This is a genomic window from Pseudomonas sp., assembly GCF_049645325.1.
GTDB lineage: Bacteria > Pseudomonadota > Gammaproteobacteria > Pseudomonadales > Pseudomonadaceae > Aquipseudomonas.
The window spans coordinates 1-12,512 of the sequence record NZ_JBARTQ010000410.1 but is presented as its reverse complement, the minus strand read 5'-3'; the positions used below and the strand labels follow the sequence as shown (position 1 = coordinate 12,512).

The 12,512-nt window shown below is 61.2% G+C and carries 12 protein-coding genes and 1 other RNA gene; 4 read left to right on the top strand and 9 right to left on the bottom strand.

What is annotated here, in order from left to right:
* Positions 1–34 precede the first annotated feature (34 nt).
* The 4 genes from recR to dnaX form a co-directional block, all read right to left on the bottom strand.
* Positions 35–637: a recombination mediator RecR gene (gene recR / locus WBB95_RS17825; RefSeq protein WP_424488787.1), complete on the bottom strand. Its 603-nt coding sequence runs from the start codon at positions 635–637 to the stop codon at positions 35–37.
* 65 nt (positions 638–702) lie between these two features.
* Positions 703–1,737 (bottom strand): NADP-dependent oxidoreductase, encoded by a 1,035-nt coding sequence (locus WBB95_RS17820; protein ID WP_424488786.1) that lies wholly within the window; start codon positions 1,735–1,737, stop codon positions 703–705.
* A gap of 239 nt (positions 1,738–1,976) precedes the next feature.
* On the bottom strand, positions 1,977–2,315 hold the full coding sequence (locus WBB95_RS17815) for a YbaB/EbfC family nucleoid-associated protein (protein ID WP_424488785.1): 339 nt from the start codon (positions 2,313–2,315) through the stop codon (positions 1,977–1,979).
* 43 nt (positions 2,316–2,358) lie between these two features.
* Positions 2,359–4,443, bottom strand: a complete 2,085-nt coding sequence (gene dnaX, locus WBB95_RS17810; RefSeq protein WP_424488784.1) for a DNA polymerase III subunit gamma/tau — start codon at positions 4,441–4,443, stop codon at positions 2,359–2,361.
* A gap of 133 nt (positions 4,444–4,576) precedes the next feature.
* Between dnaX and WBB95_RS17805 the strand changes: the two genes are divergently transcribed.
* Positions 4,577–5,344 (top strand): substrate-binding periplasmic protein, encoded by a 768-nt coding sequence (locus tag WBB95_RS17805; RefSeq protein ID WP_424488783.1) that lies wholly within the window; start codon positions 4,577–4,579, stop codon positions 5,342–5,344.
* A gap of 54 nt (positions 5,345–5,398) precedes the next feature.
* The gene (locus WBB95_RS17800; protein WP_424488782.1) at positions 5,399–5,776 is read left to right on the top strand and encodes a VOC family protein; all 378 of its coding nucleotides are present in this window, start codon (positions 5,399–5,401) and stop codon (positions 5,774–5,776) included.
* Here the strand turns inward: WBB95_RS17800 and WBB95_RS17795 are convergent.
* Positions 5,684–6,652: a DMT family transporter gene (locus WBB95_RS17795; RefSeq protein ID WP_424488781.1), complete on the bottom strand. Its 969-nt coding sequence runs from the start codon at positions 6,650–6,652 to the stop codon at positions 5,684–5,686. The two genes, WBB95_RS17800 and WBB95_RS17795, sit on opposite strands and share 93 nt — an antisense overlap.
* Before the next feature lie 102 nt (positions 6,653–6,754).
* Here WBB95_RS17795 and WBB95_RS17790 point away from each other — a divergent pair, with 102 nt between their 5' ends.
* Both WBB95_RS17790 and WBB95_RS17785 read left to right on the top strand, forming a co-directional pair.
* Positions 6,755–7,618, top strand: a complete 864-nt coding sequence (locus WBB95_RS17790; RefSeq protein WP_424488780.1) for a LysR family transcriptional regulator — start codon at positions 6,755–6,757, stop codon at positions 7,616–7,618.
* A 61-nt stretch (positions 7,619–7,679) separates the two neighbouring features.
* Positions 7,680–8,588, top strand: a complete 909-nt coding sequence (locus WBB95_RS17785; RefSeq protein WP_424488779.1) for a DUF2167 domain-containing protein — start codon at positions 7,680–7,682, stop codon at positions 8,586–8,588.
* Between the two features lie 55 nt (positions 8,589–8,643).
* On the opposite strand, the gene WBB95_RS17780 is transcribed toward WBB95_RS17785, so the two are convergent.
* The 4 genes from WBB95_RS17780 to ffs form a co-directional block, all read right to left on the bottom strand.
* Positions 8,644–9,240 carry a hypothetical protein gene (locus tag WBB95_RS17780; protein ID WP_424488778.1) on the bottom strand — a complete coding sequence of 199 codons (597 nt, stop codon included), beginning with the start codon at positions 9,238–9,240 and terminating at the stop codon, positions 8,644–8,646.
* 1 nt (position 9,241) lies between these two features.
* The gene (locus tag WBB95_RS17775) at positions 9,242–10,288 is read right to left on the bottom strand and encodes an N-acetylmuramidase family protein (protein ID WP_424488777.1); all 1,047 of its coding nucleotides are present in this window, start codon (positions 10,286–10,288) and stop codon (positions 9,242–9,244) included.
* 145 nt (positions 10,289–10,433) lie between these two features.
* Positions 10,434–11,408 carry an N-acetylmuramidase family protein gene (locus tag WBB95_RS17770; protein ID WP_424488776.1) on the bottom strand — a complete coding sequence of 325 codons (975 nt, stop codon included), beginning with the start codon at positions 11,406–11,408 and terminating at the stop codon, positions 10,434–10,436.
* Between the two features lie 723 nt (positions 11,409–12,131).
* Positions 12,132–12,228, bottom strand: an RNA gene (gene ffs, locus WBB95_RS17765) — signal recognition particle sRNA small type.
* Positions 12,229–12,512: the final 284 nt, after the last annotated feature.

Genomic DNA, 12,512 nt, shown 5'->3' with positions numbered 1-12,512 from the left:
CAAGCCAGCTCCCACAGGGGTATTGCAGCGTTGCTTAGAGCGCGATCGGCTTACGCCCGGCGAACGAATGCGCCAACGTCCCACCATCGACCAACTCCAACTCGCCACCCAGCGGCACGCCATGGGCAATCCGCGAAGTGATCAGGCCTTTGTTGCTCAACAGTTGCGCGATGTAATGCGCGGTCGCCTCGCCTTCCACCGTCGGGTTGGTCGCCAGGATCACTTCGGTGAACGTGCCCTGTTCCTGAATACGCGTCACCAACTGCGGGATGCCGATGGCTTCCGGGCCCAGGCCGTCGAGCGGTGACAAATGCCCTTTGAGTACGAAGTAGCGCCCGCGATAACCGGTCTGCTCCACCGCGTACACGTCCATCGGCCCTTCCACCACGCACAGCAGCGTGTCGTCGCGGCGCACGTCGGCGCATTGCGGGCACAAATCTTCTTCGGTGAGGGTGCGGCACTGGCGGCAGTGGCCCACTCCGGTCATGGCCTGGCTCAAGGCCTGGGCCAACCGGGTGCCGCCGCTGCGATCACGCTCCAGCAGCTGCAGGGCCATGCGCTGGGCAGTTTTCTGGCCGACGCCCGGCAATGTGCGCAGGGCGTCGATCAGTTGGCGAATCAGGGGGCTGAAGCTCATGGGCAATGGTCCGACAAAACAACGAGACGCGGTTTATACCCGCGCCCCGGATTAGCGTCAAATGCTCAATCCTGTGCGACGCGCACCACCAACTTGCCGAAGTTGCGCCCCTCCAACAAACCGATAAAGGCTTCAGGCGCTTGCTCCAGGCCTTCCACCACGTCTTCGCGGAATTTGATCTTGCCGTCTCGCACCCACGGCGCCATCGCACTCAAGAACTCCGGCTGGCGATCGCCGTAGTCGTCGAACACGATGAAACCCTGGATGCGCACACGCTTGGTCAACAAGGTGCGCTGCAGAGCAGGCAGCCGGTCCGGGCCGCTAGGGGCTTCGTGGGCGTTATAGCCGGCGATCAGGCCGCACAGGGGAATACGCGCCTTGGCATTCAGCAACGGCACAACCGCGTCAAAGACCTTGCCGCCGACGTTTTCAAAGTAGATGTCGATGCCCTTGGAGCAGGCCTGCGCCAGTTCCTCGGCAAAGTTATCGCTCTTGTGATCGACGCAGGCATCGAAACCCAGCTCTTCGACCACATAGCGGCACTTGTCGGCACCACCTGCCACGCCGACCACCCGCAGGCCCTTGATCTTTGCCACCTGGCCGACCACCGAGCCCACGGCACCGGAAGCCGCCGCCACGACCAGGGTTTCCCCGGCCTTGGGTTGGCCGATGTCGGTCAGGCCCATGTAGGCGGTCATGCCCGGCATGCCCAGCACGCCCAAGGCCATGGATGGGTTTGCGAGGCCATTCGGCACCGGGATCAGGTTGCGACCGTCGGAAATGCTGTGGCTCTGCCAGCCGGTGGAGCCCACTACCAAGTCGCCCACGTCGAATTTCGGATGACGTGATTGCTCGACACGGCTGACGGCGCCACCGGTCATCACCTCGTCAATTTCCACGGGAGCTGCGTAGGACGGCGCGTCACTCATGCGCCCGCGCATGTACGGGTCGAGGGACAGGTACAGGGTTTTCAGGAGTACCTGGCCGTCGGCCAGCTCGGGAAGGTTCACACGTTCCAGGCGGAAATTTTCCGGCGTCGGCGCGCCTTGCGGGCGTGAAACCAGGACGATGCGCTGGTTCAAAATCGGTTCTTGAGACATCAGAAGGCTCCTTTATCGAATTCATAGGTATAGGGTGCAGACCCCAACACGAGGCCCAGGGTTCGACAAACTTCGCGTAGCCGTTGTCGAGCACCAGTAAGGCCAAGCTAGTTGCACCGCCGCTTGCGTGTCAGGCGTGGGACCGGGTCGCGGCCGACGCAGCCTCGCTGGCGGTAAATTTCGCGCAAAAAAATGCCAGGCGCTGGGCCTGGCATTTGAGTCTAGCTAACGCTTGCCGATCAGAACGGCATCTTCATGCCCGGTGGCAGTTGCATGCCAGCGGTCACGCCGCCCATTTTTTCCTGGCTGTTGGCTTCGATCTTGCGCACGGCGTCGTTGACGGCCGCGGCGAACAGCGCTTCGAGCATTTCCAGGTCGTCTTCGCTGGCACCTGGCAATACGCTTGGGTCGATGCTCACGCGCTTGATGTCGTGACGACCGGTCATCACCACACTGACCATATCGCCACCGGCTTTACCGGTGACTTCGGCGTTGGCCAGTTCTTCCTGCATCTTGGCCATCTTTTCCTGCATCTGCTGCGCCTGCTTCATCAGGCCGGCCATGCCACCTTTCATCATGGGAATCACCTCAAAAGTACGTGGATCAATTAATAGCCCGGTGTTATGACGCTTGAGGCACCGGGGCGTCGACAGGTTCAATAGTATCGTGACGGACGACCGCACCGAACTGTTGCATCATTTGCTGGATGAGCGGGTCCGCGTGGATCGAATCCTCGGCGTCACGCTGGCGGTGGAGGCGCCGGCGAGTCGCGGCCTGGGCCGGGGTTTCCTGCTCGGGCTTGATCAGCTCGACGGCGATGGTCAGCGTGCGCTCGTGGTACTGGTTGAGCGCGTCGTTGAGCCGGCGTTGCTGGGTCGCGTTGAACAGGGCGCTGTGGGCCGGGTCCAGGTGCAACAGCCAGTGGTCGCCCTCGATGGCGATCAGGGTGCAGTTAGCGGCGATGCTGCCGGTCATTCCGGAAATCGGCAGTTTCGGGAACAGCTCCAGCCATTGCAAGGCCAGGCCGGTGGCCGGGGCCGCAGCGGGCTCGGCCTCGGGCTCAGGCGCCGGCTCGGCGGTGTGTTCGCTGGCCAGGTCGTCCAGGTAGCTGTAGGCCGAATCCATGTCCGGCTCAATGTAGTCTTCGTCCAGTGGCGGCTCATCGTCGAGGTCGATGCCTGGTGTCGCGGCGTCAACCTGGGCGACGGTGGGTTCTGGAACCGGCGCCGAAACCCATTCAGGCGCGTCCGGCACCACGCTGTCCGGGGTCGGCGTGGGCATCGGCGTGAGTTCGGGCTGCTCGCCGGTGGTTTCCAGTACGGGCTCCACGGCGGGCTGCTGCTCGACTGCAGGCTCGGCGTCTACCGGATCGTTCCACGGCAGATCAACCACCGGAGCCGGCTCGGGCGCAGGTTCGGCGACCGGTTCCGGCGCGACGACCGGCGCAGGCTCGACCAGTGGCGCGACGGCAACAGGCTCGGGCGCCGCAACCGGTGCTACCGGCGCAGGCGCAGGAATTACTGGCGCGACGACCGCCGTGCCAGCCACTGGTTTGGCGGAATCAACTGTGGCCTGGCTGATCCCCACTGGCTTTAGCGGCTGTCTCGGTGCGTCTGTCGAGTCGGCGGGCCGGAAGGCCAGCATTCGCAGCAGGACCATTTCAAAGCCACCGCGCGGGTCCGGCGCCAGAGGCAAGTCCCGGCGGCCGATCAGGCCCATCTGGTAGTAGAACTGCACATCTTCGGCCGGCAGCGCCTGGGCCAGCGCCAACACGCGGTCGCGGTCGCCATGGCCGTTGTCGACACCTTCAGGCAAGGCCTGGGCGATGGCGACGCGGTGCAGCACGTTGAGGATTTCCGAGAGCACGCCGTTCCAGTCCGGGCCCTGCTCCGACAAGTGGCGCACGGCTTCGAGCAGCGCCTTGGCGTCGCCTTCGATCAACGCGTGCAGCACGTCGAACACCTGACCGTGGTCGAGGGTGCCGAGCATGGCCCGCACGTCGGCGGCCATGACCTTACCTTCACCGAAGGCGATGGCCTGGTCGGTGAGGCTCATGGCATCGCGCATCGAACCATCGGCGGCACGGCCCAGCAACCACAGTGCGTCGTCTTCGAACGGTACGTTCTCGACGCCCAGCACGTGGGTCAAATGCTCGACCACGCGCTCGGGGGTCATGTTTTTCAGGGAGAACTGCAGGCACCGCGACAAAATCGTCGCAGGGAGTTTCTGCGGGTCGGTGGTGGCCAGGATGAACTTGACGTAGGGCGGCGGCTCTTCCAGGGTTTTCAACAAGGCGTTGAAGGAATGGCTGGAGAGCATGTGCACTTCGTCGATCAGGTAGACCTTGAAGCGCCCGCGGCTCGGCGCGTACTGCACGTTGTCGAGCAGCTCGCGGGTGTCTTCGACCTTGGTGCGGCTTGCGGCGTCGATCTCGATCAGGTCGACAAAACGCCCTTCGTCGATTTCCTTGCACACCGAGCAGGTGCCGCAGGGCGTCGACGTGATACCGGTTTCACAGTTCAGGCATTTGGCGATGATGCGCGCAATGGTGGTCTTGCCTACACCCCGGGTACCGGTGAACAAGTAGGCGTGGTGCAGCCGTTGGCTGTCCAAGGCATTGATCAGAGCCTTGAGCACATGGGTCTGGCCGACCATTTCGCGGAACGAGCGCGGGCGCCATTTACGTGCAAGAACCTGATAACTCATCGAAAACCGTCGCAACTGGGAAGCGGAAGCCGGTAATGCTAGCGGAGCAAGGGGGAAATTGCATCCGGCACGCTCGCCTAATCTGACTAAGCTCTGCTGATTGGCCCCGAAAAGGCCTTAACCCGGAGAGTCTATGCGCGTAGTCCTGGGCGCTTTATGGATGATTTCCCTCGCCAGCCTCGCGGCTCCCGCGCCGTTGCGTTTCTCGGTTTCCGACAGCTGGGCGATGCCCATGACCCAAATGGAGAATGGCCAGCCCGTCCAGGGCATTATGTATGACTTGATGTTAAGCCTGGCCACCCAGGTCGGACGCCCGGCCGAGTTTCATGTGCTGGCCAGGGCGCGCATCGCCAGCGCCATGGAACACGGTGATATTGATGTGCGCTGTTATGTCGCCCAGGCCTGGCTCGATAATTTGTCCGGCGACTACACCTGGAGTGTGCCGCTGATGGTGCAGCGCAACGTGCTGGCCAGCGGCCCCACTGCGCCGCAACCGGTGCAGGTGGGCACACTGACGCCGCAATCGATCGGTACGGTGCTCAATTATCGGTACGCCATCCTCGACCCGCTGTTCGCCAGCGGCCAACTCACGCGTGACGACTCGCGCAGTGAAGACCTGGTGCTGCACAAGCTGGTCGCCGGGCGTTTCAACTATGCGGTGATCAACGAGTGGATACTCGACCGCTTCAACTTGAGCCTGGCGCCGGGCCGCCGGCTGCACAAGGTGGCGGTGATCGACGAGCAAAGCCTGGGCTGCATGGTGCGCAACGACCCGAACGTGCCGGTACAACGGATCTTGCGCACGCTGTTGCGCATGAGGATGTCGGGCGAGATCGACGACCTCATCAAGCTCTACACCGGGGAAAATGCGCAGCCCCTGCCGACTCCTGACAAGAACTGACAGCACTGGCTTTTAGACTGGGCCCACTCACCCGTCCTCTCTAAAGGAGATTGCATGAACACCCTCGCCCATTACTTCCTGTTGTATGTCGACAGCACGGCCACCAGCGCCAACTTCTATAGCCGCCTGCTGGACACGCCCCCGGTGATGCTCGACCCGACGTTTGCCCTGTTCATCCTCGCCGACGGCGTGAAGCTGGGCCTGTGGGCACGCCACGCCGCGAAACCTGAGGCCCAAGCCTTGGGCGGCGCGAGTGAAGTGGGGTTCTCCCTGCCTGACAAGGCCGCCATCGATGCCTTGCATGCCCAATGGGCCGAGCGTGGCGCCACGATCATCCAGTCACCGACCACCCTGGATTTCGGCTACACCTTTGTCGCCGAGGACCTCGACGGTCACCGTTTGCGCGCGTTCTGCGTGACTGAAAACGGCTAATCGCCGCCAGCGCCCTTCCAGGCTGATCGCCGCCACGCTGGCCAGCACGATCACTGCGCCAAGCATCACCTGCACGGTGACGTGCTCTCCCAGCAGCGTGGCGGCCATCAGCATGGCCACCGGCGGAATCAGGTACATCGCCACTGAAGCACGGCTGACATCCACGTGTTTCAACACGTAGCCCCAGGCCAGGTACGCCAGCGCACTGGGAAAAACCCCCAGCACCAGCACCGACAGGTTCTCCGGCAACGGCGCCTGCGCCACGGCAACCGACAGGCCCGGCAGGTTCACGCAGAGCATCAAAGTGCCCGACCAGACCATGTAGCAGGCCATCGTCAGTGGGCTGTAGCGGTGGGCGTAGTGCTTCTGGATGGCGAAGTACACACTCCAAGACACCGCCGCCAGCAGGATCAGCAGCCCACGCGGGTCGATGTCCCCCACGCCGTGGTCGCCCCAGATCACCACCAGCACGCCGATCAAGCCGAGCAACACGCAACCCCAGCGCCAGCCACTGACCCGTTCCTTCAAACAGAAAAACGCGAGCAGCACACTGAACAGCGGCGCCGACTGCGCCAAAACGCTGGACGCCGCCGCCGTCACCCATTGCTGGCCGTTATTGAGGCTGGTGTGGTGCAGGAACACCCCGAAAAACCCCAGCACCAGCAGCCACGGCAAATCGCGCAGCTGCGGCCGGCCGATACCCACTACCAGCGCCACGCCGCCCATGAACACCGAGGCGATCAGAAATCGCAGCAAGGCCAGCTGGCCCGGGCTGTAGCTGTGCAGGCCCATGTGCACGCCAATCGGCGAATACGCCCAGCAGAGGATGACGCCCGCAATGACTAGCGTAAGCTTCAGGGGTGACGGGGTATTCATTGATGGCATCCGAAAACTGAGAAGGAATGCCGTCAGTCTTGGCCCGAGCACGGCGCAGGACAATTAAGCGTTTCTGACTTCTGAAATCACGGGAACTGAGCAATGGAACTGGCCCAACTGAAAATGGTGCGAGCCGTGGCGCAAACCGGCAGCGTGGCCCAGGCCGCCCTGCAATTGCACTGCGTACCGTCCAACATCACCACGCGCATCAAGCAACTGGAAAGCGAGTTGGGCACGCCGCTGTTCATCCGCGCCGGGCGTGGGCTGGCGATCAGCGCCGCCGGTGAGATCTTCCTCGATTACTGTGAACGCATCCTGGCCTTGGTGGATGAATCCAAACGCGCCGTGGACGCCAACGCCATCCCGCGCGGCACCTTGCGCATCGGCGCGGTGGAGTCCAGCGCCAGCGGGCGCCTGCCGCCGCTGTTGGCGGAGTATCACCGGCGCTACCCTGACGTCAGCCTGGAACTGGTGACCGGCGCCTGGGCGCAACTGTTGGACGACCTGCAACACCATCGCCTCGACGTGGCGCTGGTGGCCTCGGGTGGCAAGCGCGCCAAACTCGACCACAGCGTGGTCTACAGCGAACGCCTGGTGCTGATCGCCAGCGCGTCCAGCGCTCCCATCCACAGCGCCGAAGACCTGGCCGGCCGCACCTTGCTGGTGTGGCCACCCGGCTGCCCGTACCGTGCGGCGCTGGAAAACTGGGTCAAGCCCCATGACTTCAAGCCGGCCATTGCCAGCTATGCCAGTTGGGGCACGATCATTGGCTGCGTCAGCGCAGGGATTGGCGTGGCGCTGGCGCCGGAAGGCATCCTGGCGCGTTACGAGCAAGCCAACCAGTTGGCGTCGTACCGGTTCGCGGAATTGCAGGCGGTGGACAACCTGCTGTTCTGGCACAAGGACACCCAGCGGCATCTGGCGCGGGATGCGTTTGCCGGGCTGCTGCGGGAGACGTTTGGCTAACCCGGCGCTGTGCCTTTCAGTTACTCTTCGGCGAAATTAATTCAAAATGTAAGGGACTACCATGAATTACTTCCGCGCCTTAATGGCGGCGGCCGCCCTGAGCCTGCCTGCCGCCTCCGTATTCGCTGCCTCAACGCCTGCGCCTGCAGCCGTTGAAGCCAGCGCCCCCGCCGAAACGGCTGAACATTTTCTCGCGTCACTCAAGCAACAGACCGGCACGGTCACCCTGCCCAGTGGCATTGCGACCCTCAAGCTCAACGACGAGTTCTACTACCTCAACCCCGCCGACACCGAACGCCTGCTGACCGATGGCTGGGGCAACCCGCCGGGCTTCAAGACCTTGGGCATGATCGTGCCAAAAGCCGTCAGCCCACTGTCGGAGCGTGGCTGGGGCGTGATCGTCAGCTACAACAACGACGGGCACATTTCCGACGAGGACGCGGCGAAAATCGACTACGCCGAACTGCTCAAGCAAATGCAGGAGGAAGACGAAGCTGACAACAAGGAGCGCCAGAAACAAGGCTATTCCGGCCTGCACCTGCTGGGCTGGGCCGAGCCGCCGCACTATGACGACAGCACCCACAAAATGTACTGGGCCCGCGAACTGAAGGCCGATGACGCGCAGCAAACCACCCTCAACTACAGCATTCGCGTGCTGGGCCGTGAAGGCGTGCTGGAACTCAACGCCGTCGCCGCCATGAGCGACCTGCCCACCATCAAGCAGGAATTGCCCAAGGTCCTGGCCTTTACCAACTTCACCGATGGCAACCTGTACACCGACTTTAACCCGAGCACCGACAAGCTGGCCTCTTATGGCCTGGCCGCGCTGGTGGCTGGCGGAATCGCCGCCAAGGCCGGGTTGTTCGCCAAGATCGGCATCTTCCTGCTGGCCGCGAAGAAATTCCTGGTGCTCGGCGTTGTGGCGCTGCTGGCGATGGTCCGCAAGCTGTTCAACCGCAACAAGGCCTGAACCCGGGCGCAAAAAAACCGCAACGTGCGTGGCACGTTGCGGCGGCAAGGTTGGATCAGTTCGACGCTGCGGGCGCAGTCAGACGGCTGTATTGATCCTGGCTGATCCAGCCTTTGAACGTACGGTCCCTGGCATTGGTGAATTCGACCTGGGCCCAGCCGTCCTTGAAGGCCAGTACACCGACCACATCGTCCTTGACGATGTACGGACGCTTGGCCGTCTCGGCGCCCGGCGTCTTCAGCAGGTAAGCCTTGTCGGCGGACACGGTCACCAGGCCGATCCATTGCGTGCTGGCGGTTTGGGTCAGCTCAAGGCCGGTGGCGATTTCCGGCATCAACACACTCATGCAGCCCGGGTGCTGGCGGCCCTGCTCCACCGTCAGAGTCACGCCGTCGGACGACGCTGCCACGCTGCCGGGGTAGGCCTCATCCAGCCAGGTGGTGAGCGCTTCGGGCTTGCCTTGCAGGTAGAACGCGCAACTGCGGGTGACGCCTTCGCCGAGCGCTTCGGCGTAGTACCCTTCGACCTGATGTTCAGGCGTCACCGCCAGCATCAACCCCTCGTACTTGCCGGAGTGCAAGGCTGTTTCGCCTGCAAATGCCGGCGCAAAAGAACACAACGACAACACACCCACTGCCAGAAAACGCATCATCTTATTTTTTCCCTTCAAGTGCTTCGTAGGCTTTTTTGATACGGCTGTCATAGTCGCCGTAATCCTTGCCGTTATAGTTGCGCGCCATGGCGACATAATCTTTATCTTTCATGGCCTTGATCAACGCCGGGCTCTGGCTGCAAAAACCAATGAACGCCTTTAGTTGATTGCCGGCATTAATCTTTAATGCCGCGGCGAATTCAAACACGGTTTTGTAACCACAAGCAGTGAAGTTGAAGCCCATGATCTGGAACATACCCCACGACGCCGACATCAACGCCGCCTCCTGATCCAGCGCGAAGGCGGTGGCCATGGTGTCCCAGGCTTTGGTCTGGTCCTTGTTATTGGCCTGCCACTGCGGCCCGGCCTTTTTCACATAGGGGTACGACAGCAGCGGGTGCGCCTGGTCGTAGATGTGCTTGGTGTACTTGCGAAACAAGTGCCCTTCAAAGGCAATCACCGGCAACTTGGCCGGCCCGAAACCGGAGCGCCCGCCGGACTCCACGGTGGCGAACGCCTTGATGATATTCACGGAAATGCCGCTGCCCAACTGTGTAGCGGCGCTTTGGAAGTCGGTGTCGGTCAGGGTCATGCCCCCGTCACACGTGGCCTGCAGCATCAACTGACGGTTACGCCGCTCAGCTTCGACCATCGCGCGCATACGGTCCAGGTACACATTGACCGTGGCCTGCACCACGTCGCCGCCGTTATTGCCGAACACGTTGAGAAAGCTCGGAATGCGCATCGTCGGAAACGCCTTCACCGGCACCTTCACGGCTTCTTCGATCAGGCTGTTGAAGGTTCGGCCGGTGGGGTCGATCACCCCATCCGGGTGCGCGTACTTGAGATGACGGAACTGGTACTGGCTGATGCACTGCACCAACTGACCGTCGCACTTACCGTTTTCGGCCAGTGGAAGCCCCATCTTGGGAATGATCAGGTTGAATAAATACTGGATGCACTGAACATCGGCAGGCAAGTTGCGCGCTTTACCCGCCGCGCCGACTGAAGCACTGATAAGACGGGGCAACCCTTGCAGGCTTTTCATGACAGACATCCTTGTTAGTTAAAGAAGTGATGGCACTTCAATATCAATTACTGCACTTGTCATATCTCGAAACAAGTAGCTGGCGGAAACTAACAAGATGATTTTTGGTTGTCCAGTCGGCGCCTTAAAGGTTGTGCGTCAGCCACTACTTTTTCCTTTCAAGCGCCTCAAAGGCTTTCTGGATTCGCTTGTCATAGTCGCCGTAATCCTTGCCGTTGTAATTTGAAGCCATGCCGACATAGTCCTTGTTCTTCATCGCCTTGACCAAGGCCGGACTCTTGCGGCAAAAGCCGACAAACGCCATCAACTGCTGGCCCGCGTTGAGCTTCATCGCAGTGACCATATCGAATACGTTCTTGTAGCCGCAGGCGGCAAAATTGAAGCCCATGATCTGAAACATGCCGTAGGACGCTGACATCAGCGCCGCCTCCGGGGCCAATTTAAAGGCGTCGGCGAGTGTCCGCCAAGCGGTCGCCTGGTCCTTGTTATTGGCGCGCCATTGCGGGCCGGCTTTTTCCAGATAGGGGTATGACAGGAAGGGGTAGGTCTTGTCGTACTTCTGCTGGGTGTACTTGCGGAAGATGTGACCTTCAAACGCGATCACCGGCATTTTGGCCGGGCCGAACCCGGAGCGCCCACCGGATTCAACCGTGGCGAACGCCTTGATCAGGTTCACTGGAATACCGTTGCCCAACTGGGCGGCAGCGTTTTTGAAGTCCGCATCGGTCAGCGTCACCCCACCGTCGCAGGTGACCTGGGTGACCAGCGCCTGCTTGTCTGGCACCGCCGGAACCGGCACTTTAACGGGCTCCGGGCTCTGAACCTGGGGACCGGGAATGGCCTTGCGCGCGTCTTCCAGCAGGCTGTTGAAAGTCCGGCCTGCGGGGTCAATCACACCGTCAGGCTTGGCGACCTTGAGTCGACTCACCTGATAATCGCTGATGCGCTGGACCAACAGGGGGCCAGATTTGCCGTCCTCCACCAAGGGCGAAGCGGGTTTGGGGGTAATCAGGTTAAACAGACGCTGGATCAGTCGAACATCTGCCGGCTCGTTGCGGGCCTTGCCTGAGGTGCCGACGGAAGCACTGATGGAACTGAGCGAATCTTGAACGCTGGGCATGGCAATCATCCTTGTTGATCAAGGGAGTGCCATCACTTCTTCACTACTCCAGCACGGGGTCGTTTGTATGATTGACGCTAGCAGGCGGTGAAGCGTTGTCCAGCCGTGAGATTGATCGTTGTGAAAAGCGCAGGATTTTCACAACGCACTGGTTTTGTAACAGCTACCTGTTGTCGCGACTTTTTGTACCAGCTTTACCCGTGTATGGGTTTACGTTGCCCTTGGTGCTGTAATTGTTGTTGCGCGTAGCGTCGGGGTTTGTGGCATGAGAAGGACGCACATAGGTGCCACCGCGGGTATATCCGCTGATGGTGTGGTCTGAGCGGCTAGAGGAAGAGGTGTAGCTGGAGTGAGAGGAGGAATGTCCGCCAAAACTACTGCCCCTTGCGTAGGCACTGCTTGAAAAACCCAGTACAACCGCCAATGTTGCCAGTGCAATTACTTTTGTCATGCCATCTCCCTATAACATCGATGATATCGCCATTAATGGCCTAACGATATCATACCTGATTTTAATAAGAAGACGGCCGACCGAGCCTGCCGAGTCTCTCGGGAACCTGGTGTTTCGCGGAGCTTCTCAGGAGGTGCTGGCAACGATGGCAGGGCTCCCACTTCACCGCCGGCAAGCAGGCAGCAGAAATCGACTCGCAGGCAGTGATTGCCAGCAAAGCGAATATCAAAATTGGATGTTGGGGACTTGCAGGAAGAGCGTTATGGAGGCAACCCCACCAGCCACACCCCGGCACACAATGTTCCCGCTGTGGCTGCTGCCTTCCGGCTCTGACCAGGTTCACGGGTAATCGTTGCGGGGGGACCGATGGGGTCACCATAACGACGCTGGCCTCTCGGCAAGCGGGGCCATTGTACCGATCTCATCGGAAGTTACAACCGTTGGTTCTGGATTAAAAAACGAAGGGGGTCAAGTACTTGGCAGTTGGCTTGGAAACATCCCGGCCTCTGTGGGGGCTGGGCATGCCTTTGATGCGGACGGCTGGGTTTGTCGGTGGGGGTCTGATGAGGGCATTGCAGCGGGGGTATCTCAATGGGTTGGTTTCAGGGTTGGCGTTGGGTGGCTGAGGGCATATCCGTTATTTGGGTGATGGC

Excerpts from the sequence above, each read along its gene's own strand:
- recR (WP_424488787.1), bottom strand. The coding sequence starts at position 637 with ATGAGCTTCAGCCCCCTGATTCGCCAACTGATCGACGCCCTGCGCACA.
- WBB95_RS17820 (WP_424488786.1), bottom strand. The coding sequence starts at position 1,737 with ATGTCTCAAGAACCGATTTTGAACCAGCGCATCGTCCTGGTTTCACGC.
- WBB95_RS17815 (WP_424488785.1), bottom strand. The coding sequence starts at position 2,315 with ATGATGAAAGGTGGCATGGCCGGCCTGATGAAGCAGGCGCAGCAGATG.
- dnaX (WP_424488784.1), bottom strand. The coding sequence starts at position 4,443 with ATGAGTTATCAGGTTCTTGCACGTAAATGGCGCCCGCGCTCGTTCCGC.
- WBB95_RS17805 (WP_424488783.1), top strand. The coding sequence starts at position 4,577 with ATGCGCGTAGTCCTGGGCGCTTTATGGATGATTTCCCTCGCCAGCCTC.
- WBB95_RS17800 (WP_424488782.1), top strand. The coding sequence starts at position 5,399 with ATGAACACCCTCGCCCATTACTTCCTGTTGTATGTCGACAGCACGGCC.
- WBB95_RS17795 (WP_424488781.1), bottom strand. The coding sequence starts at position 6,652 with ATGAATACCCCGTCACCCCTGAAGCTTACGCTAGTCATTGCGGGCGTC.
- WBB95_RS17790 (WP_424488780.1), top strand. The coding sequence starts at position 6,755 with ATGGAACTGGCCCAACTGAAAATGGTGCGAGCCGTGGCGCAAACCGGC.
- WBB95_RS17785 (WP_424488779.1), top strand. The coding sequence starts at position 7,680 with ATGAATTACTTCCGCGCCTTAATGGCGGCGGCCGCCCTGAGCCTGCCT.
- WBB95_RS17780 (WP_424488778.1), bottom strand. The coding sequence starts at position 9,240 with ATGATGCGTTTTCTGGCAGTGGGTGTGTTGTCGTTGTGTTCTTTTGCG.
- WBB95_RS17775 (WP_424488777.1), bottom strand. The coding sequence starts at position 10,288 with ATGAAAAGCCTGCAAGGGTTGCCCCGTCTTATCAGTGCTTCAGTCGGC.
- WBB95_RS17770 (WP_424488776.1), bottom strand. The coding sequence starts at position 11,408 with ATGCCCAGCGTTCAAGATTCGCTCAGTTCCATCAGTGCTTCCGTCGGC.